The sequence below is a fragment of the Streptomyces griseobrunneus genome (assembly GCF_046713465.1).
Taxonomy (GTDB): Bacteria; Actinomycetota; Actinomycetes; order Streptomycetales; family Streptomycetaceae; genus Streptomyces; species Streptomyces microflavus.
In genome coordinates, this window is the sequence record NZ_CP177080.1 from 2,533,643 (window position 1) to 2,552,873 (window position 19,231).

Consider the following 19,231-nt stretch of genomic DNA (forward strand, 5'->3'; position numbering starts at 1 on the left):
GGCTGGGCTGCATGAGCGACCTGCTGGAACGACTCCGTGGACGCGGCTGGCGCATGACGGCGCAGCGGCGTGTCGTGGCCGAGGTCCTCGACGGGGACCATGTGCACCTGACGGCTGACGAGGTCCACGCGAGGGCCGTCGACAGGCTGCCCGAGATCTCGCGCGCCACCGTCTACAACACCCTCGGCGAGATGGTGTCCCTCGGTGAGGTGCTGGAGGTCTCCACCGACCGCCGGGCGAAGCGGTACGACCCGAACGCGCACCGCCCGCACCACCACCTGATCTGCGGCAAGTGCGGCGCCATCCGCGATGTGCACCCGGCGGGCAATCCGCTGGCGGACCTGCCCACGGAGGAGCGCTACGGCTTCACGGTCTCCGGCGTCGAGGTGACGTACCGGGGAGTCTGTCCGAGCTGCGCCGCCACTGCCTGAGCATGCCGGGCCCGCCTGTCGAACAGGCGGGCCCGGATCTTTTCGTTCCTGATCGGTTCCGGACATGACGAAAGCCCGGATCTCTGATCGAGATCCGGGCCTTCGTTCTTCAGTAGCGGGGACAGGATTTGAACCTGCGACCTCTGGGTTATGAGCCCAGCGAGCTACCGAGCTGCTCCACCCCGCGTCGGTGAATGCAACATTACGTCAGCAGGTCGAACGGCGCAAATTCATTCACACCGGCCCCCAGAGACCGCACCGGCCTCCGGAGACCGGGTTCTCCCGGCGTCACCCGGCTCCGGCGTTACGCAGTTCCGGCGTCACCCGGCTCCGGCGTCAGGCGGTGAGCTCCTGGTGCAGGGCGTCGCGCAGCCGGGCTGCCCGCTCGGACACCTCGGCCGGACCCAGCTCCACGGCCCGGGCGCACCAGCGTTGCCCCTCGGTGAGCTCGCCCCGGCGGGCGGCGAGCAGGGCCAGGCGCAGTGCGGCCCGGCCGTGACCGGCGTTGGCGGCGCGGCTCCACCACAGGGCGGCCTCGCGCTCGCTGCCCTCGCGGGCGAGCAGCAGCCCCAGGTTGAAGGCGCCGTTGCGGCTGCCCGCCTCGGCGGCCTCCCGGTACCAGTGGGCGGCGCTCTCCACGTCCCCCCGGGCGGCGGCGAGCATGCCGACCCGGACCTGGGCGCGGCGGTGGCCCTGCTGCGCGGCCCGCTCGTACCACTCCTCGCACTCGGTCTTCTCCGGCATCGGCTCGCCCAGCGCGGGCGGTCCCGGCGGCGGCTGGCGCGCGTCGAGCAGCCCGGCCAGCCGGAACGCCGCCTCGGCGCTGCCGCCTCCCGCGGCGCAGCGCAGATGACGCTCGGCCTCGCGGTCCTCGCCGTCACGCAGCAGGGCCATGGCGACCTGGAGCGCGGCGTCGGTGTGCCCGGCCGCCGCGGCCCGCTGGTACCAGCCGAGCGCCGTACGGTCCTCGTCGCGCCCGGCGTGCAGGATGCCGAGGTTGAAGGCGGCGTCCACGCTGCCGGCCTCGGCCGCCTTGGAGAACCAGGGCTCGGCGCCGGTGTGGTCGCCGGCCTGGAGAAGGAGCACGGCGAGCGCGTTGGCGGCCTCGCGGTGCCCGGCGTAGGCGGCGCGGCGGTACCACTGCTCGGCCTGCGGCGTCCGGTCCTGGGCGGCGCAGAGCAGCCCGAGGTTGTACGCGCCGTTGACGTCACCGGCGTCCATGGCTGCCCGGTACCAGCGCTCGGCGGTCTGCTGCTCGCCGCGCGCCGCGTGCAGGGCACCCAGCGCGTTGGCGGCGTTGCCGTCGCCGTCCTGGGCAGCGCGCAGCCACCACACGGCGGCGCTCTCCTCGTCGCCCGCGTCGCGCAGCAGGAAGCCCAGGGCACAGGCGGCACGGGCCTCGCCGTCCTTGGCGGCGGTGAGGTACCAGCGGCCCGCCTCCTTGAGCTCGCCGCGCTGCTCCAGGATCGCGCCGAGGTGCAGGGCCGCGCGCCGGTGGCCCCGGGCTGCGGCCCGGCGGTACCACTGCTCGGCCTCGCCGACCCGGCCCGTCGCCGGACCGGCGACGGGGCTGTCGCCGCTCTTTCCGCCCTTCGCGCCCGCCGCACCCGGCGTACGGGCGTCGGGCGCGGCCGGGTCGCCGGGGAGGCCGAGGCCGGGCGCACTCCGGCCGGTGCCGGTCCCCCGGCCCAGGCCGAAGGCGTCGTGCGGGTCCTCGACCGCGTTCCGCTCCAGGGTGCGGGCCAGCCGGTAGGCGGCCTCCCGGTGGCCCTGCTCGGCGGCGGCGCGCAGCCAGCGCTCGGCACCGATGTCGCCGCGGTGCTCCAGGAGGTCGGCGAGCGCGTAGGCGCCCAGCGCGTGGCCCTGCTCGGCGGACTGACGCAGCCAGTACTCCGCGCCCGGCTCGTCCCCGCGCTCGCGGAAGTGGCGGCCCAGCGCGTGCGCGGCGGCGGCGGAGCCGGCCACGGCGGCGATACGCCACCAGCCGGCGGCCTCGTCGGGGTAGCCCCGCTGGTGGAGCAGGACGCCCAGGTTGTTGGCGGCGGCCCGGTCGCCGTCGGCGGTGGCGGCGCGCAGGTAGGTCTCGGCCCCGTCCAACTCGCCGCGGCGCAGCAGCAGGGCGCCCAGCACGCTCATGGACGCGGTGTCCCCGGCCTCGGCCGCCCGTCGGTGGCGCGCCTCCGTCTCGGCGCTGTCCGCCGCGTCGACGGCGTCCGTGGTGCCCGCGTCCGGCGTGGTCACGCCCGTGGCGTGCACGGCGTCCGCGTCCACGTGTCCCACCGTCGCGGTGGTCTCGCTCGTGGTGCGCCCCCTGCCCCGGGCCGGCGCCTCCACGGCGGGCCCTGCTTCACCGGCGGTGGTGGCGTCCCGTGGTCCGGGTGTGCTCGCGCTCGCTCCGACCGCCCCGGCGATGACAGCAGCGAAGGCCGCATCTGCCACCTTGTCCGCCTTCTGGCCGCGCCGCTGCACAAACCGCCCTGTCTCCAACAGAGTTGCCCTGTCCCCCATAAATACCATCGTCGCACCACCTGTAACCCGCGTACACCTGGTATATCGCGGCCAGTGAGGTCACTTCAGCGTTTTGTCGACATGCCCACAGAGAGACAAGTCAAACACGTCGGAACCCAACTAGTGCCCAGCGAACCGCACTTCACGCCCACGGACCCAGAAAGACACGACGACACGACGAAGGCCCGGATCCCATAGGATCCGGGCCTTCGTCTTTCAGTAGCGGGGACAGGATTTGAACCTGCGACCTCTGGGTTATGAGCCCAGCGAGCTACCGAGCTGCTCCACCCCGCGCCGTTGTGTTCAAACCGTACCACGGCGCGGGGTGGGTCCTTCTCAGCTGCCCTGGTCGCCGACCTGCTCGGCCTCTTCGCCCTTCTCGGGCTTCGTGGCCGCGTCGGCTCCGGCGTCCTCGTCCGGAGCCGCGGCCTTGTCGCCCTCGGCTCCGGCCTTGGGCTGGGCCGCGGCAGCCCGCTCCAGAGCTTCCTGGAGCGCCTCCTGGGCCTTGCCGTAGGCGGGCCAGTCCTGCTCCTTCAGCGCCGCCTCACCGTCGGTGTACGCCTTCTGGGCGTCCGCGATGGCCTGCTTGAGCGCGTCGCTGCCGGTGGCCGGCGGCTTGGTCGTGTCACCCGGCGGCTCACTGGGATCGGGCGGAGTGGTGTCGGACTCGCCGTCGACCCCGAAGACCGCGTTGAGCGCGTCTCCCAGGCTGTTCTCGAAGACGATCTTCGAACCGTACGAGGCGGCCACCTTGCGCAGCAGCGGGTAGTTCTGCGTGCCACCGCGGGTGTAGACGGGTTCGATGTAGAGGAAGCCGCCTTCGAGCGGCACCGTCAGCAGGTTGCCGTACTCGATGTCGGAGTCCGTGCCCTTGAGGTTCCTCACGAACTCGGCGACGTCGTCGTTACCGTTGAGCTCACTCTGTACCTGACCCGGGCCCTTCACCGTGGAGGTGACCCGCAGCAGTCTCATCGTGCCGTAGTCCTTGCTGGCCGCGTCCGCGTTCACCGCCATGAAGGCGCCGAGGTTCGGGCGCCCCCTGGGGGTGAACGTGGTGGTCAGCGAGAACGCCTGCTGGTCCTGGCCCGGCATCTTCATGGACAGGTAGTACGGCGGGACCGAACCCGGCTCCTTGTTGGTCGGGTCGTCCGGCACCTGCCACGCGTCGGAGCCGCTGTAGAACTGCGCGGGGTCCTCGACGTGGTAGCGGGTGAGCAGCTCGCGCTGGACCTTGAAGAGGTCCTGCGGATACCGCAGGTGGTCCATGAGCTCCTGCGGGATCTTCGAACGGGCCTCCACCGTGCCCGGGAACGCCTTGCGCCAGGTCTTGAGGACCGGGTCCTTGGTGTCCCACTCGTAGAGCTTGACCTTGCCGTCGTACGCGTCGACGGTGGCCTTCACCGAGTTGCGGATGTAGTTGACCTGGTTCTGCTGGGCGACGACCGCGCGCTGGTTGGTGGTCAGCGAGTCGGCCGTGGTGTCGCCGAGCGTCGTCCGCGAGGCGTACGGGTAGCCGTTCGTCGTGGTGTAGGCGTCGACGATCCACTGGATCCGGCCGTCGACGACCGCCGGGTAGGCGTCGCCGTCGATGGTCAGCCACGGGGCGACGGCCTCGACGCGCTCCTTGGGTGTGCGGTTGTACAGGATCCGCGAGCCGTTGCCGATGGCCCCCGAGTACATGATCTGCGGCTCGCTGAACGAGACCGCGTACGCGGCACGGTTGAAGGTGTTGGAGAGGCTGACCCCGCTGCCGCCCTTGTAGCTGGTGGTCTTCTCACCGTCCTCCTCGTAGTCGAGCTCCTTCTGGGGCCCGCCGACGATGGAGTACTGCTCGGTCTTCTCGCCGTAATAGATCCGCTGCTCGTACTTCCCGAACTCACCGGTGGACGGCAGACCCGACTCGGTGAAGTCCGGGGACCCCGGCGGGTTGGTGCCGGTGGTGGTGCCGCGGGCCGCGATGGCGCCGTAGCCGTGGGTGTACGTGAAGTGATCGTTGATCCAGTTCCGCTTGGGCAGGCCCTGGATGTTCAGCTCTCGCAGACCGATGACCGTGTCCTGCTCCTTGCCGTCCGCGTCCTTGTAGCGGTCGACGTCCAGCGTCTTGGGGAACTGGTAGTAGTTCCTGCGCTGCTGGAGCTGCTGGAAGGCCGGGGAGACGACGTTGGGGTCCATCACGCGGTAGCTTGCGGCCGTGTTGGCGGCGGCCCGCAGCTTGGTGTCGTCGCCCGTGGTGGCCTGGCCCGAGTAGTCCTCCATCTCCGCGTCGGCGATGTCGTACGCATCGCGTGTCGCGTCGATGTTCTTCTGGATGAACGGGGCTTCCTTGGCCTGCTCGTTCGGCTGGACCTGGAACTTCTGGACGATCGCCGGGTAGAGCCCGCCGATCAGGATCGCCGAGAGCACCATGAGACCGAAGCCGATGACCGGCAGCTGCCAGGTGCGGCGCCACAGCGTCGCGAAGAACAGCACGGCACAGATCGCCGCGATGAAGAACAGGATGGTCTTCGCCGGAAGGTAGGCGTTCGCGTCGACGTACCGCAGGCCCGTCCAGTTGTCCGCGGCCTTGAAGTCACTGGACTTCACCGCGAGACCGTACCGGTCGAGCCAGTAGGCCACGGCCTTCAGGGAGACGAAGATGCCGAGCAGCACCGAGAGATGACCGGTGGCCGCGGCGGTGGCGCGGGCGCCGGGACTGGTGATGCGCAGCCCGCCGTACAGATAGTGGGTCAGCGCGGCCGCGATCAGCGAGAGCACCGTCGCCGCGAAGCCGAAGCCGAGCAGGAAGCGGTACCACGGCAGGTCGAAGGCGTAGAAGGCGACGTCCAGCTTGAACTGGGGGTCCTTCGTGCCGAACGGCACGCCGTTGACGTACATCAGCCAGGTGCGCCACTGGCCGGAGGCGGATGCCCCGGCGATCAGACCGACGAGCGCGGTGACGGCGAGCAGCACCCACTTCTTGAAAGGGGCGACGCTCATCCGGTAGCGGTCCAGGCTCTGCTGCTCCAGCGACATCGCGCTCAGCGGCGGCCGGAGCCGGTGCGCGAGCCAGATGTTCAGGCCGATGGCCAGGGCCATCAGCAGTCCGAAGACGAGGAACAGCCCGATCTTGGTCCGCAGGGTGGTGGTGAAGACGGAGGAATACGCGACCGACCGGTACCAGAGCCAGTCCGTCCAGAACCCGGCGAACATGACGAAGGCCATGGCGAGAACCGCCAGGACCCCCAGGGTCATGAGCAGGGTGCGGACGCGCCGGGACGGGCGGCCGACACTGATCCGTGGCCCGGTGGGGCCTCCGCCGCGGTCCGGCATCTGGAAAGCCAACGTGCGCACCTCGAAGTTCGCGGTCGTGTGGAGCAGGCCCCAGCGGTCGTAGAGCCCACCTATGCAACTTACTGAAGCTTTACCTAGTTCCCGATACCGGGGCCGAAGGAGGCAGGATATTGCCCATGCCCAACGTTTCCCCCGCAGGACCTCCGATGGCAGCGAGCCCGCTCACCGTCGCCGTCCTCGAAATCGACGCCTATGCCTCCACTCTCGGCTGGGACCAGCCGGCCCGGCTGTTCGCCCTGGTCGACACCGCCCGGCTGCGGGTCCAGGAGCCCGGTCTCGCCGCTCAGCTCGGGCTGGACGACGCCGCCGCCACGACCGCTTCCCTCACACCGATCGAGCAGGAGGAGCTGCCCGCCGGTACCGCCCTGGACGATTTCCTCGGCACCATCGCCTGGCCCGACGCCGTGGTCGGCTGTGCCATGACCGTGGAACGGCTGATGCTGCCGCCGTCCGCCGAGGCCTCCGTACCGGAAGGGCTCAGCGACAAGCAGCTCACCAAGTGGGTGGCCAAGCACCCGGACCGGCAGGAGGTGCGGATGACGGTGGCCGTGCTGCGGGACGGGGCGCGCGACTCCGCCGTACGGCTGCGCGAGAAGGACTCCCCCACCGAGGTGCTGACCGGCGCCGGTCTGGTGCCGGGGCTCGCCGAGGCCCTCGCAGCGACGTTCGAGTCCTGACGGCCCGTCGTCCGGTGCCGGCCCTCGCGCCCGGTTTCCGCCCGGTCCGGGCCGGAACCGGGCGCGGGGGTCAGCCTGCCGAGCAGCTCGGCAGCGCGTCGGTCTTCCCGGCGCTGATCTGCTCCAGCGACTTCCTGGCGTCGTCGAGGGTCTTGACCCGGACCAGGGTCAGCCCGTCGGGGGTGTCCGACGCGGCCGCGGCACAGTTGTCCTCGGGCGTGAGGAAGTAGCGGGCGCCCTCCTCACGGGCACCGACCAGCTTCATGTTGATCCCGCCGATCGGGCCGACCTTGCCCGCGTCGTCGATGGTTCCGGTGCCCGCGACGAACTTCCCGCCGGTCAGATTGCCCGGGGTGATCTTGTCGATGATGCCCAGGGAGAACATCAGCCCGGCGCTGGGTCCGCCGACGTCCGCGAGCTTGATGTCGATGTCGAACGGGAACGTGTGGTCCGTCCCGGCCCTGATCCCGACGATCGCCCGGTCCTCCTCCTCGCCGCCCTGCTCCGTGGCGGGCGCCTTCTCGGTCGTGAGGGTGATCTTTCTGCTGCCCTCGGGGACCCGGCCGGCCTTCTCGGCGGCGGCCGCCTCCTCGGCGGGGACGATGGTGAAGGTGACGTCCTCGCCGGGCTTGTGCTTCGTGACGAGTTCGGCGACGTCACCGGGCTCCTTGACCGCGGTACCGTCCACGGCCTTGATCACGTCACCGGCGTGCAGCTTGCCCTCGGAAGGGCTGCCCTTGACCACGGTGGAGACCACGACCTGGGTGGCGACCGGGATGTCCAGCTCCTTCAGGGCGGCGACCTTGGCGCTCTCCTGGGACTGGCTGAACTCCTCGGCGTTCTCCTGGGTGGACTGCTCCTCGGTCTTGCCGTCCGGATAGAGCGTGTCGTGCGGTACGACGACGCTGTCGTGGGCCAGCCAGCCCCAGACCGCCTCGCCCAGGTTCATCCGGTAGTCCGCTCCGGTGACCCGGACCGTCGTCATGTTGAGATGCCCGGATGTCGGGTACGTCTTACGACCGGTGATCCGCAGGACCGGCTCGCCACGCGCCTCGCCCAGAGTGTTCACCGTCGGCCCGGGAGACATCTCCGAATACGGCACTTTGATCAGCAGGCCTGCGCAGAAGAGCGCGATGAGGATGAGGGTGGAGGCGAGCATCGTCGCGGTGCGGCGTGGCATGGAACGACAGTACGGGAAGGGCCTGTAGGTCCACCGCCGGGGCCGGTCCGTCCGGGGAGCGGCCGAAGCGCGGCGGGGAGAGTGTCACGCGGCGTTCGACGGCCTCAGAGAGCCTCGGAACCGGAGTGCGATTTCTCCATCGCGTCACGGAACCTGGCGTATCCGGCGAGTTCGGTGACATCGCCGGTCGTGCGGTTGCGAGCAGCCCAACTTGCCCATATCGCACCGCCGACAGCAGCGAAAAGTGGAATCAACAGCCAAGCGAGTGCCGCCATCACGACCTCCCTACCCCATGAGCGACCGAGTGATCGATCTGCAGATTAACGATCCGGAAGACCAACGCTCACGGCAGGGGTGCGGTTACGCAAATCGGGGCTGATGCGCACCGGTCCGGTTTGCGCTCAGCAGGCCCCGACCCACTCCTCGGTGCCGTCGGAGAAACGCTGGTGCTTCCAGATCGGAACCTCGTGCTTGAGGTCGTCGATGAGCTTGCGGCAGGCGGCGAAGGCCTCCGCGCGGTGCGGGCAGGCGACGGCGACGACCACCGCCAGATCGCCCACGTCCAGTTCACCCACCCGGTGGACGGCGGCGAGGCCGCGGACCGGGAAGTCGGCGACGACCTTCTCCGCCACTCGGCGCAGCTCGTCCTCGGCCGAGGGATGGCAGGAGTAGCCGAGCGCACCGACGTCCTGCCCGCCGTCGTGATTGCGCACGGTGCCGACGAAGAGGGCGATGCCGCCTGCCGCGTCGTCCCCGACGGCACGGAAGACCTCGTCGACGGAGAGTTCGCTCTCCCGGATCGCCAGCAGCCGGATGGGGTCCGATGCCGCCTGCTCGCCGGGGTGGTCCTGGGTGCGTGCCATGCCCCCATCGTGCCGTACGGCACCGACATCGCGGAATTGCCTGTTCGACCGGCGGACGGGCGACCGCATTGGAGCCTTCTACGGGACGGCTGCCGGGCCGCTGGGGGGTGCGGTCAGATGCGGCGGCGGGCCTTACGGGCGCGACGGACCAGGGCGGCCGTGCCGAGCAGGGCGACCGTGGCACCGGCGGCGGTGGCCGTGGCGGCGGTGGCGTCCTTGCGGCCGAGGCGGCGTCCGGCGAGGGTGTGGCGTCCCTCGACCTCTTCGAGGAGCGCTCCGAGGACCTCCTCGTTGGTCCACTTCGGCCGCCATCCCACGTCGTGCAGCCGACTCACGCTGACCACCCAGGGGTGCATCGTGTACGCCAGGTCACCGGCCGGGGACGGGGTGAGTCCGATGCGGTGCAGCCGGGCGGCCGCCCCCAGGGCGACGGCGGAGGGCAGCTCCATCCGGCGTACGCCGCTGAGCTCCTCGACCTCCTCCTGTTCGAGCCAGCCGTCGCAGCCGACCGCGAACTCCCCGTCGATCTTCTCAAGCGCGGCGTACTCCAGGGCCGTGACCAGGTCGTCGACATGGCAGAACTGCCAGGTGGGGCGCGATCCGGCGACAACCAGGAGACGCGGTGACTCGAAGTAGCGGGTCAGCGCGGTGTCCGTGCCGCCGACCAGGACTGTGGGGCGGACGACGGTGACGTTGAGCCCGGGGTGGGCGCGCGGCGCGCGGCGGCCGAGCCGTTCGATCTCCAGGAGGTCGCCGACCCCGGTGGCCTCCGCGGTGGCGCGCAGTTCGGCGTCCTCGGAGAGCGGCACGTCGTTGTCGGCCAGCGCGCCGTAGACCATCGCCGAGGTGCACAGCACGACCCGGTGGACCCCGGCGGCGGCCGCGGCGGTGAGGACGGTCTGGGTGCCGCGTACGTTGTACGCGGTGCGGGCGGCGGGGTCGGTCTCCAGGTCGAGATCGAGCGCCAGGTGCACGACGACGTCCGCGCCGCGCAGCTTCTCGGCGATGGCCGGATCGCGTACGTCCAGGATGTGCCAGGTCGCCTCGGAGACCTCTCCGCGGCGTTCGTCGATCGCGATGACCTGCTTGACCTCGTCGGATGCGGCGAGGCGGGCGGTCAACAGCTCACCGACGCCGGTCGCGGCACCGGTGACCGCGACGACGGGGCCCCTGTTTCTGGGGGTCCTGGGGCGTTTCTTCTCGGGTGTGCTCTCGGGCGAGGGGTCGGTCAGGTTTCGCGCTGCGCGAACCTGTGGATCTGGGGAACTCACCGGGCGTCTCCAGCGGTTGTCTTCAGTACGTACCCGACTGACGCGTACGTACCAGGTGGCGTCCATCCTGCCGCAGGCCGGGAGTCGGCGGAGCACTGAGGCCCGAAGCGGGCGTGGTGTCTACGCTGGATGGTGATGTCGGGCAGTCGCCGCCGGTTCCAGCCGGCGGCCCTACGAGCCGAGGAAACCCGTGAGTGACACCCCATTCGGATTCGGCCTTCCGCCGGAGGAGCCGGAGAACGGCGACGAGGGCAAGAAGAAGGACCCCACCGAAGGTGGGCAGAGCGCGGGCGGGCCCGGGGGCCCGTTCGGATTCGGGCCGGGGGCGGGCGGGGACAACCCGTTCGCCGCAATGTTCGGCTCGATGAATCCGAACGATCTCGGCGCGGCCTTCCAGCAGCTCGGCCAGATGCTGAGCTACGAGGGCGGTCCCGTGAACTGGGACATGGCCAAGCAGATCGCCCGCCAGACCGTCTCGCAGGGGACGGCCGACGGCACCAAGGACGCGAGCGTCGGCCCCTCCGAGCGGACGGCGGTCGACGAGGCGCTGCGGCTGGCCGATCTCTGGCTGGACGGCGTGACCTCGATGCCCTCCGGTTCGGTCTCCACCGTGGCGTGGAGCCGCGCGGAGTGGGTCGAGGCGTCGCTGCCGGCCTGGCAGCAACTGGTCGACCCGGTGGCCGAGCGGGTGGGCCTGGCGATGGGCGATGTGCTGCCCGAGGAGATGCAGGCCATGGCGGGCCCGCTGATCGGCATGATGCGGTCGATGGGCGGCGCCATGTTCGGCCAGCAGATCGGGCAGGCCGTGGGCACGCTGGCCGGTGAGGTGGTCGGGTCGACGGACATCGGGCTCCCGCTGGGTCCGGCGGGCAAGGCCGCGCTGCTCCCGCTGAACGTGGCGCAGTTCGGCAAGGACCTCAGCGTCCCGCAGGACGAGGTGCGGCTGTATCTGGCCCTGCGCGAGGCCGCCCACCAGCGGCTCTTCGCCCATGTGCCGTGGCTCCGCTCGCACCTGTTCGGTGCGGTCGAGTCGTACGCACGGGGCATCAAGGTCGACACCAGCAAGCTGGAGGACGTCGTCGGCCAGTTCGACCCCTCGAACCCCGAGCAGCTGCAGGACGCCCTTCAGCAGGGCATGTTCCAGCCCGAGGACACGCCCGAGCAGAAGGCCTCCCTGGCCCGTCTGGAGACGGCTCTCGCGCTCGTCGAGGGCTGGGTGGACGCCGTGGTCCACGAGGCCGTGAAGTCCCGGCTGACCTCGTCGGACGCCCTGCGCGAGACGATGCGCAGGCGCCGTGCCTCCGGTGGTCCGGCCGAGCAGACGTTCGCCACGCTCATCGGTCTCCAGCTGCGCCCGCGCCGGCTGCGGGACGCCTCGCGGCTGTGGGCCTCGCTCACCGACGCCCGGGGTCTTGAGGGCCGCGACGCGCTGTGGGCACACCCGGACATGCTGCCGACCGCCCATGACCTGGACGACCCGGACGGCTTCGTCCACCACGAGCAGGCCGACTTCTCCGAGCTGGACAAGATGCTCGGCGAGGCCGCGAAGGGCCCGCAGAAGCCCGCCGCGGAGGACGAGGGCAAGGACGACAGCAACGACGACGGCAAGGAAGACGGCAAGGACGGCCGCGACCAGTGACCCTGCACGACGACGCCACCCTCGTACTGAAGGGTTACGCGCCCGAGCAGGGGGCCGGCGACCAGGCGGAGCTGCGCCAGGCCTACCTGGACCATCTGGCGCAGCACGACGACGGCATGTGGAAGGCGTGCGGGGCCGGGCATGTGACGGCCAGCGCCCTGGTGATCGATCCGGAGCGGGAGAAGGTGCTGCTCACCCTGCACCGCAAGCTCCGGATGTGGCTCCAGATGGGCGGCCACTGCGAGCACCGGGACGCCACCCTGGAGGCGGCGGCGCTCCGTGAGGCGACGGAGGAGTCCGGCATCACCGGGCTCACCCTGCTGCCGGGCGGACCGGTCCGGCTGGACCGGCACCCCATTCCGTCCCCCTGCAACTGGCACCTGGATGTGCAGTACGCCGCACTGGCCCCGGCCGGAGCGGCGGAGCGGATCAGCGACGAGTCCCTGGAGCTGCGCTGGTTCGGCTACGGGGACGTGCCCGAGGTTGCCGACGCCTCCGTCGTACAGCTGCTGGAGGCGACGCGGTCCCGGCTGTAGCAGCGAGCTGTACGGATGTGCGTAAGGGGCAGCCTCCGTAGAGGCCGCCCCTTACCGCTGTGCTCTGCGGGTGTCGGTCAGTTCCAGGCGTTGTTCTGGTTCTGGCCGTGGGAACCCTGCTGGCCCATGCCGAACTGGGCGCCGGCACCCTGGCCGATCTGGGCGTTCTGCGGAGGCATGACCTCGCTCGGCTGGACCAGCGCGAAGCCCTGGCCCAGGAAGCTGAGCTCCCAGCCCTCCCCGGTGTTGCCGCGACGCCGGAAGGCACCCGAGGAGTGCGTCTGGGCCTGCATCTGCACCCGCAGGGCGCTGGACCAGGCCACGATCGCGTCGGCGTCCACGTTGACGTACTTCTCGGGCGTGACCTGCATCATCAGGGGCTGGCCGGACGTCATGAGGGCGACCTTGCCGGAGCCGGAGATGTTGAGCTGGTACTTGCCGCTGCCGGAGATCCCGTACTGGCTGTCCACCGCGATGACCTCGGTGTGCAGCGAGGAGTCGAGCGCGAGGACGTAGGAGCTGTCCACGGTCATCCCCTCACGGTCGACGTCCACGACGTGGACGTACTGGGCGAGGTTGGCGAAGTAGACCGTGCCCTGGCCGGACACGCGCATCAGGTCGAGGCCCTCGCCGGTGCGCGCGCGGGCGCGCCGCTGGCCCTGGGACTGGTACTCCCCGTCGAAGTCCATCAGGCCCTGGTAGGCGACCATCGCGCCCTTCCGGGCGAGGATGTCGTCCTGGCCGGTCAGCGTCACCCGCAGGAGCTGCGGGTTCTGGATCGCGTACCGGTCCTGGGACTGCTGCTCGGTGTAGCTGAAAAGCGGACTCTGCATGGTGTGTTCCCTCCCCTCAGTTCCGGATCCGCAGGCGGTCCGTACTGTCCTCGCTCGGCTGGACGACGACGATGCCCTGTCCGGAGAAGGCCATCTGGTACGCCTCGCCGCTGCCGCGGCCGATCAGCGCCCCGGCCTTGAAGCTGCGCTTGCCCTTCACCTTGAGGTTCGGGGACCAGGCGACGAGTGCGTCCGGGTCGACGTACGTCTCGTCCTCGCCGCGTCCGCAGTCGACGACGATCGGGGTGCCCCGGGAGGTGATGGCGACCCATCCGGTGCCCTGGACGACGACGTTCCACAGCCCCTGTCCGGCGAACTTGGCCAGCCCCTTGACCTTCTCGACGCCCCAGGTGAGGTGGGCGTCGAAGGCGAGGAGGTTGGTGCCGTTGACGGAGAGGGAGTCGTTGTTCAGGTTGATGACCACCACGTCGGCGCCGTAGTCGGCGAGGTAGAGCAGTCCGTCGCCGGAGCACTTCATGACGGGTGCGCCCTCGCCGGTGATCCACTGGGAGGCGATCTGACGGACGGCGGGCGGGTTGGGCTCGTACTGGATGAACCCCTCGTACGCCACCATCGAACCGGTGCGCGCGTAGAGGTCCTGCCCGGAGGCCATGGCGACCTTGAGCATGGTCTTGCCGTGGTTCTCCATACGGGCCGTGACGGGGGTCGGGGCGAAGCCCGCGAGTTGCTGGTTCATGACGGGCTCCCTCAGACCTCGTAGGGCTGGACGACGATGAAGTTGCCGGGCGCTCCCCGGAACTGGAGGTTCACGGTCTCGCCGCTGTGCCCCGGGTACGCGTTGCGGCGCAGCCGGACCTGGCTGGAGACGATCACCTGGGAGGCGGCCGACCAGGCCACCACCGCGTTGCAGTCGGCGAACGTGGTGGGGGTGACCGGCAGGACGACGGGGGTCCCGTGGGTCTTGATGACCACGGTGCCGGTGCCCTGGAACTGCATGGTGAACAGGGCACCGCCGGGGATGCCGTGTCCCTCGACCCTGCGGACCTCGTACTGGAGGGACTCGTCGAAGGCGAGGACGCTCTCGGCGGAGACGCAGATGGCGTCGCCCTGGAGCTCGATCGGGTGCAGGTGCGAGCTCTCCTCCGCGAGGAAGACCTGGCCTCGGCCGGTACAGCGCATCAGCTGCATCTCCTGGCCGGTGGCGTTGCCGACGGCGCGGCCGACGAACCCGGCGCTCTTGTAGCCGAAGTCGACCTTGCCCTGGTACATCACCATGCTGCCCTGGCGGGCCAGCACACCGGCGCCGCCCATGGTCAGGTCGACCCGCATGAGCTGCTGGTTCTGCGGGGTCCAGCGCTGCCCGGTGGCGGTCTCCTTGTACAGCTGGAGGGCCGCCTGGAGCCCGGCGCCGGCCGCCGGAACGCCCTGCGGCACACCGGGGGGCTGCTGCCCGAAGGCCGGCGGGGCGGGCTGGCCGTAGGGAGCGGGCGCAGGCTGGCCGTAGGGCGGCGTGGGCGGGACGCCCTGGCCGGGGACCTGGCCGAACTGCGGCTGCGGCGGCTGGTGACCGGGCTGGCCGTACGGGGCCGGGGCCGGGGGCGCGTGCGGGGTGAGCGGTGCCGCGATCGTGGGCGCCGCGTGCATCGGCTGCGGGGCGGGGGCGGGCGGGGCGCCGAAGGACGGCGCGGGCTGCGGGGCCTGAGGAGCGGGCGGGGCCGCGAAGGCCGGGGGCGCGGTGGCCTGGGCCGGCGGGGCGAATCCCGGGGCCGCCTGCGGCGCCGCCGGTGCCTCTTCCTCCTCGGCGACCTCGCCGCCGAAGTTCTTCAGAAGCGCGTCGAGACCGCCGTCGAAGCCCTGGCCGACGGCGGCGAAACGCCAGACGTCCTTCAGGTAGAAGTCACCGAGCATCACCGCGCGCTCGGTGGTGAACTCCGAACCGGTGAAGGCGTATCTGACCACTTCTTCGCCGCCCGCGACGATCCGGATGTACCCGGGGCCGATCTGCGACATCTGTCCGGCACCGTCGAGCGTCGCGGTGAAGGAAAGCTTGTGGATACCGGCCGGAATACGGTCGAGCGTGACGCGGAAGGACTCGGTGTCGCCGGACTGCGCACCGAGGAGCTGGACCGACTCCTCGGGCGATTTCGGCTGGTTGAAGAAGATGAAATACCGGTCGTCCGAGAGCTTCTCGTCGGCATCCAGGCCGAAGCAGCTGATGTCGAAGGTCAGTCCAGGGGCGGCGATCTGCACACCTACGTACAGATCTGTCCCTGGTGTGAGATCACTGATCTTGGCCTTGTGGCCTCGTTGGAATTCCCTGGCCATACGTAACGACCGTCCCCCATCCCGAAGGTGAATGCGTCGCGTCAGGCTAACCGCAAACCGCGACATCCGGCCAAGCCGGTACACACCCGGTACAGAATCACCGAACGCGGCTCATCGGGACCGCGGAACGGTGCGGTCTCACTCCTCGCGGGCGGCGGGCAGCTGGGGCAGCTGATCGGCCGCCACCACTCCTTCGAGGTAGCCGCGGGCCCGCTCGGTGCGCGGATACGCCTCCAGCAGCCGCCAGAACCCCGGGCCGTGTCCGGGAACGAGCAGATGGGCCAGCTCATGGAGGAGTACGTAGTCGACGACGTACTCCGGCATGCCCTGGAGCCGGTGCGAGAGCCGGATACTGCCCTCGGCGGGGGTGCACGAGCCCCAGCGGGTGTTCTGGTTGGTCACCCAGCGCACAGAGACGGGCCGGGTCCTGCCGTCGAAGTACTGGGCGGACAGCCGCTCGGCCCGCTCCGTGAGCTCGGCGTCCCCGAGGACCCGCTTGCTCTCCTGGGCCGCGAGCTTGTCGAGCATCACGCCCACCCAGCGCCGCTCCTCCGCCTCCGACATCCGGGCGGGGATGAGCACGATCGTGCGGTCGCCCTCGCGGTACGCGGAGACCGATTTCCTGCGCCGGGTGCTCCTGCGGACCTCGACCGCGCTCGTCGCCGAGGCGCGGGGCGCACGGGCGGCCGCGCGGGGCTGATGACTTCCGGCGCTGCGCGCGGGGGTCTCCCCGGCCACAGCGGGTGACGGGTCTGCGGGCACACCTCGACGTTACCCGCTGTCAGTGGGGGAAGTCCCGCCTCCGGGTCCGTTCGCCACCGATCCCCTCCACTCCCTTCCACGACACGCACCATGTCGCCCGCCATGACCCGCACCATTTGAACGACTAATACCCCCTACCTGTGGATAACTCCGCGCACACTTCGCCGGGGGCGCGCATTCTGGCAATGGCTCGACGCGGCCGGGAATCGTCCCCGGCACGCGGCGGACACGACACAGAGGTCACGACACAGAGGGGGAATGCCGTGCGTCTCGGGGGAGAAGTTCCGCATCCGATGCTGAAGCCCGCGCTGCGCCGGGCATGGCGCGGACGGAACACCGTGCAATTCGGGGTGACACCCGCACACGCCGTGACACTGGGTCCGGTGGACATCGCGACGGGAAGCTTTCTGGAACTGCTCGACGGAACGCGCGGCCTGCCGTTGCTGCGCGAGGAGGCGCGGGCCCTGGACCTGTCGGACCGTCATGTGGATGTCCTGGTGCGGCGGCTGGCGGAGGCGGGGCTGCTCGACGATCCGCGGGCCGGCGGGCCGCAGGCGGATGTCCTTCGCCACCGGGCCGAGGTGATGGAGCGTCAACGCCCCGATGTGGCCTCGCTCTCCGTCGTCCACCCCGGTCCGGGCGAGGGTCTGCGCCGGATGGCGGCCCGGCGGGCGATGCGGGTCCAGGTTCGGGGTGCGGGCAGGGTCGGTGCGTCGATCGCCGCCGTGCTGTCCGGATCGGGCGTGGGCCAGGTGGAGGTGCTCGACGGGGGCCGGGCCGAGCCGGGGGACGTGGCGCCGGCCGGGCTTCCGCCCGCGGCCGTGGGGGAACGGCGCGATGTGGCGGCCCGCCGGCTCGTCCGCCGGGCCGCCGCCGGGCCCGCGCCCCGGTCGACGGGGGCGGACCGGAGCCCGGCGGGTGGGCAGCCCGGCCTGTCGCTGATCGTCGTCGCGCCTCGGGACGGCCTCTCGGTGTACGCGCCGGTCCCGGACACCGCGGCTCCGTGGATCGCGTCCGGCACTCCTCATCTCTATGCGGGAGTGATCGAGGCCACCGGGGTGGTCGGACCGCTCGTGCTTCCGGGCGGCACCGGCTGTGCGGGGTGTCTGGAGCTGCACCGCGCGGACCGGGATTCGCAGTGGCCCCGGATGCTGGCGCAGTGGCGTTCGGGGCGGCGGGGGGCGGTGCCCGCCTGCGATCTGGCGCTGGCCACGGCGGTCGCCGGCCTCGCCGCGGCACACGCCCTGTCCTTCCTCGACGGGGAGCTGCCGGCCAGTACCGGGGCGCGCTGGGAGGCCGCGCTGCCCCTGCTGGACTGGCGGGGCGAGCGGATCGGCCCCCATGCGGACTGCTCCTGCGGAGCGGCGACGGGCACCGAGGGGGCAGGGGCCTCCGGCTCCGTTGCGGCGCAGGACACAATGGCCGGGTGACCGCCGTCGACGGGTGACACCGGAGGATCAAGCGGCACGGCAGTCTGGGAACTGGAGGGGCACATGTCTGATCTTCCCCGGAAGGCGGTTACGCGTACCGCCAAACTGGCCGCGCTCCCGCTCGGCTTCGCCGGCCGTGCCACATGGGGTCTGGGCAAACGGATCGGCGGCAGGTCGGCCGAGCTGGTCGCCCGCGAGGTGCAGCAGCGCACGGCGGACCAGCTGTTCAAGACCCTGGGAGAGCTGAAGGGCGGGGCCATGAAGCTGGGCCAGGCTCTCTCCGTCTTCGAGTCCGCCCTGCCCGAGGAGGTCGCGGGCCCCTACCGCGCCGCGCTGACCAAGCTGCAGGAGGCCGCGCCGCCGCTGCCCGCCCACACCGTCCATGGGGTGCTGGCCGAACGGATCGGCGAGGACTGGCGGGAGTATTTCCTGGAGTTCGAGGACAGGCCGTCGGCCGCCGCCTCGATCGGGCAGGTTCACCGAGGGGTGTGGCACGACGGCCGTGAGGTCGCCGTGAAGGTGCAGTATCCCGGTGCGGGCGAGGCACTGCTCTCGGATCTCACCCAGCTCAGCCGCTTCGCCCGGCTGCTCGGCCCTCTGATCCCCGGCATGGACATCAAGCCGCTGATCAAGGAGATGCGGGACCGGGTGTCGGAGGAGCTGGACTACGAGCTGGAGGCGCAGGCCCAGCGGGTCCACGCGGCGGAATTCGCGGACGATCCCGATGTGGTGATCCCGGGGGTGGTGCACCAGTCCGACCAGGTGCTGGTGACGGAGTGGATCGACGGGATCCCGCTGGCCGACATCATCGCGGACGGTACGGCGGAGCAGCGGGACCGCGCCGGACAGCTGCTGGCCCGTTTCCTGTTCTCGGGTCCGGCACGCACCGGCCTGCTCCACGCCGACCCGCACCCGGGCAACTTCCGGCTGCTCCCGGAGGAGGAGGGCGCCTCGGCCGGTGCGTGGCGGCTGGGGGTGCTGGACTTCGGCACGGTCGACCGCCTTCCGGGCGGGCTGCCGGGGACCATCGGTGAATCTCTGCGGATGACGCTGGAGGGCAACGCGGCCGCGGTGTACGGGCTGCTGCGCGAAGAGGGGTTCGTGAAGGAGTCGATCGAGCTGGAGCCGGACGAGGTGCTCGACTATCTGCTCCCGATCATCGAACCGGCGCAGGTGGAGGAGTTCACGTTCTCCCGGGGCTGGCTGCGGGACCAGGCGGCCCGGATAGCCGATCCGCGCTCCCCCGCCCACCAGCTCGGCAGGCAGCTGAACCTCCCACCGTCCTATCTCCTGATACACCGGGTGACGCTCTCCACGATCGGGGTGCTGTGCCAGCTCGGTGCGGCGGTCCGGCTGCGGGACGAGCTCGAAGCATGGCTGCCGGGGTTCGTCGCGGAGGCCGAGGAGACCGAGAAGACCGAGGCGCCCGAGTCCGACTTGGAGAGCGAGGACCCGGAGCCGGTCCCGGAGGGCGACTCGTAGGCG

The 19,231-nt window shown here is 70.9% G+C and carries 15 protein-coding genes and 2 tRNA genes; 6 read left to right on the forward strand and 11 right to left on the reverse strand.

Going from position 1 to position 19,231, the window contains the following annotated elements:
* The first annotated feature begins 11 nt into the window (after positions 1 to 11).
* Positions 12 to 431: a Fur family transcriptional regulator gene (locus ACK8N7_RS11080; protein ID WP_500442090.1), complete on the forward strand. Its 420-nt coding sequence runs from the start codon at positions 12 to 14 to the stop codon at positions 429 to 431.
* Positions 432 to 544: 113 nt separating this feature from the next.
* On the opposite strand, the gene ACK8N7_RS11085 is transcribed toward ACK8N7_RS11080, so the two are convergent.
* The 4 genes from ACK8N7_RS11085 to ACK8N7_RS11100 form a co-directional block, all read right to left on the reverse strand.
* Positions 545 to 618 (reverse strand) — tRNA-Met (locus ACK8N7_RS11085).
* Between the two features lie 149 nt (positions 619 to 767).
* Entirely contained in the window at positions 768 to 2,948 is a 2,181-nt protein-coding gene (locus ACK8N7_RS11090) for a tetratricopeptide repeat protein (RefSeq protein ID WP_403209571.1), read from the reverse strand.
* 211 nt (positions 2,949 to 3,159) lie between these two features.
* Positions 3,160 to 3,233: transfer RNA gene (locus ACK8N7_RS11095), tRNA-Met, on the reverse strand.
* Between the two features lie 42 nt (positions 3,234 to 3,275).
* Positions 3,276 to 6,248, reverse strand: a complete 2,973-nt coding sequence (locus tag ACK8N7_RS11100) for a UPF0182 family membrane protein (RefSeq protein ID WP_403210068.1) — start codon at positions 6,246 to 6,248, stop codon at positions 3,276 to 3,278.
* 137 nt (positions 6,249 to 6,385) lie between these two features.
* Between ACK8N7_RS11100 and ACK8N7_RS11105 the strand changes: the two genes are divergently transcribed.
* Positions 6,386 to 6,946, forward strand: coding sequence for a PPA1309 family protein (locus ACK8N7_RS11105; protein WP_403209569.1), 561 nt, complete (start codon positions 6,386 to 6,388; stop codon positions 6,944 to 6,946).
* A gap of 70 nt (positions 6,947 to 7,016) precedes the next feature.
* On the opposite strand, the gene ACK8N7_RS11110 is transcribed toward ACK8N7_RS11105, so the two are convergent.
* From ACK8N7_RS11110 to ACK8N7_RS11120, 3 genes are all read right to left on the reverse strand, one after another.
* Positions 7,017 to 8,126, reverse strand: a complete 1,110-nt coding sequence (locus ACK8N7_RS11110) for a YlbL family protein (protein WP_403209567.1) — start codon at positions 8,124 to 8,126, stop codon at positions 7,017 to 7,019.
* 401 nt (positions 8,127 to 8,527) lie between these two features.
* On the reverse strand, positions 8,528 to 8,989 hold the full coding sequence (locus ACK8N7_RS11115; protein ID WP_403209566.1) for a molybdenum cofactor biosynthesis protein MoaE: 462 nt from the start codon (positions 8,987 to 8,989) through the stop codon (positions 8,528 to 8,530).
* Between the two features lie 113 nt (positions 8,990 to 9,102).
* Positions 9,103 to 10,260 carry an SDR family oxidoreductase gene (locus ACK8N7_RS11120; protein ID WP_403209564.1) on the reverse strand — a complete coding sequence of 386 codons (1,158 nt, stop codon included), beginning with the start codon at positions 10,258 to 10,260 and terminating at the stop codon, positions 9,103 to 9,105.
* A 190-nt stretch (positions 10,261 to 10,450) separates the two neighbouring features.
* Here ACK8N7_RS11120 and ACK8N7_RS11125 point away from each other — a divergent pair, with 190 nt between their 5' ends.
* Positions 10,451 to 11,899, forward strand: a complete 1,449-nt coding sequence (locus ACK8N7_RS11125; RefSeq protein ID WP_403209562.1) for a zinc-dependent metalloprotease — start codon at positions 10,451 to 10,453, stop codon at positions 11,897 to 11,899.
* Entirely contained in the window at positions 11,896 to 12,435 is a 540-nt protein-coding gene (locus tag ACK8N7_RS11130; protein ID WP_403209560.1) for an NUDIX hydrolase, read from the forward strand. The genes ACK8N7_RS11125 and ACK8N7_RS11130 overlap by 4 nt, the downstream gene beginning before the upstream one ends.
* Before the next feature lie 77 nt (positions 12,436 to 12,512).
* On the opposite strand, the gene ACK8N7_RS11135 is transcribed toward ACK8N7_RS11130, so the two are convergent.
* The 4 genes from ACK8N7_RS11135 to ACK8N7_RS11150 form a co-directional block, all read right to left on the reverse strand.
* Positions 12,513 to 13,268 (reverse strand): AIM24 family protein, encoded by a 756-nt coding sequence (locus ACK8N7_RS11135; RefSeq protein ID WP_403209558.1) that lies wholly within the window; start codon positions 13,266 to 13,268, stop codon positions 12,513 to 12,515.
* A 16-nt stretch (positions 13,269 to 13,284) separates the two neighbouring features.
* Positions 13,285 to 13,965: an AIM24 family protein gene (locus ACK8N7_RS11140; protein WP_015611223.1), complete on the reverse strand. Its 681-nt coding sequence runs from the start codon at positions 13,963 to 13,965 to the stop codon at positions 13,285 to 13,287.
* 11 nt (positions 13,966 to 13,976) lie between these two features.
* A complete protein-coding gene (locus ACK8N7_RS11145; protein ID WP_403209556.1) occupies positions 13,977 to 15,554 on the reverse strand; it encodes a TerD family protein in 1,578 nt (525 codons plus the stop codon).
* A gap of 138 nt (positions 15,555 to 15,692) precedes the next feature.
* Positions 15,693 to 16,316 (reverse strand): M48 metallopeptidase family protein, encoded by a 624-nt coding sequence (locus ACK8N7_RS11150; RefSeq protein WP_403209554.1) that lies wholly within the window; start codon positions 16,314 to 16,316, stop codon positions 15,693 to 15,695.
* 293 nt (positions 16,317 to 16,609) lie between these two features.
* Here ACK8N7_RS11150 and ACK8N7_RS11155 point away from each other — a divergent pair, with 293 nt between their 5' ends.
* Positions 16,610 to 17,746, forward strand: coding sequence for a ThiF family adenylyltransferase (locus tag ACK8N7_RS11155; protein WP_403209552.1), 1,137 nt, complete (start codon positions 16,610 to 16,612; stop codon positions 17,744 to 17,746).
* Between the two features lie 63 nt (positions 17,747 to 17,809).
* Positions 17,810 to 19,228 carry an ABC1 kinase family protein gene (locus tag ACK8N7_RS11160; protein ID WP_403209550.1) on the forward strand — a complete coding sequence of 473 codons (1,419 nt, stop codon included), beginning with the start codon at positions 17,810 to 17,812 and terminating at the stop codon, positions 19,226 to 19,228.
* Positions 19,229 to 19,231 lie beyond the last annotated feature (3 nt).

Coding starts and splice junctions, on each gene's coding strand:
- ACK8N7_RS11080 (WP_500442090.1), top strand. CDS start 12: ATGAGCGACCTGCTGGAACGACTCCGTGGACGCGGCTGGCGCATGACG.
- ACK8N7_RS11090 (WP_403209571.1), bottom strand. CDS start 2,948: ATGGTATTTATGGGGGACAGGGCAACTCTGTTGGAGACAGGGCGGTTT.
- ACK8N7_RS11100 (WP_403210068.1), bottom strand. CDS start 6,248: ATGCCGGACCGCGGCGGAGGCCCCACCGGGCCACGGATCAGTGTCGGC.
- ACK8N7_RS11105 (WP_403209569.1), top strand. CDS start 6,386: ATGCCCAACGTTTCCCCCGCAGGACCTCCGATGGCAGCGAGCCCGCTC.
- ACK8N7_RS11110 (WP_403209567.1), bottom strand. CDS start 8,126: ATGCCACGCCGCACCGCGACGATGCTCGCCTCCACCCTCATCCTCATC.
- ACK8N7_RS11115 (WP_403209566.1), bottom strand. CDS start 8,989: ATGGCACGCACCCAGGACCACCCCGGCGAGCAGGCGGCATCGGACCCC.
- ACK8N7_RS11135 (WP_403209558.1), bottom strand. CDS start 13,268: ATGCAGAGTCCGCTTTTCAGCTACACCGAGCAGCAGTCCCAGGACCGG.
- ACK8N7_RS11140 (WP_015611223.1), bottom strand. CDS start 13,965: ATGAACCAGCAACTCGCGGGCTTCGCCCCGACCCCCGTCACGGCCCGT.
- ACK8N7_RS11145 (WP_403209556.1), bottom strand. CDS start 15,554: ATGGCCAGGGAATTCCAACGAGGCCACAAGGCCAAGATCAGTGATCTC.
- ACK8N7_RS11155 (WP_403209552.1), top strand. CDS start 16,610: ATGCTGAAGCCCGCGCTGCGCCGGGCATGGCGCGGACGGAACACCGTG.
- ACK8N7_RS11160 (WP_403209550.1), top strand. CDS start 17,810: ATGTCTGATCTTCCCCGGAAGGCGGTTACGCGTACCGCCAAACTGGCC.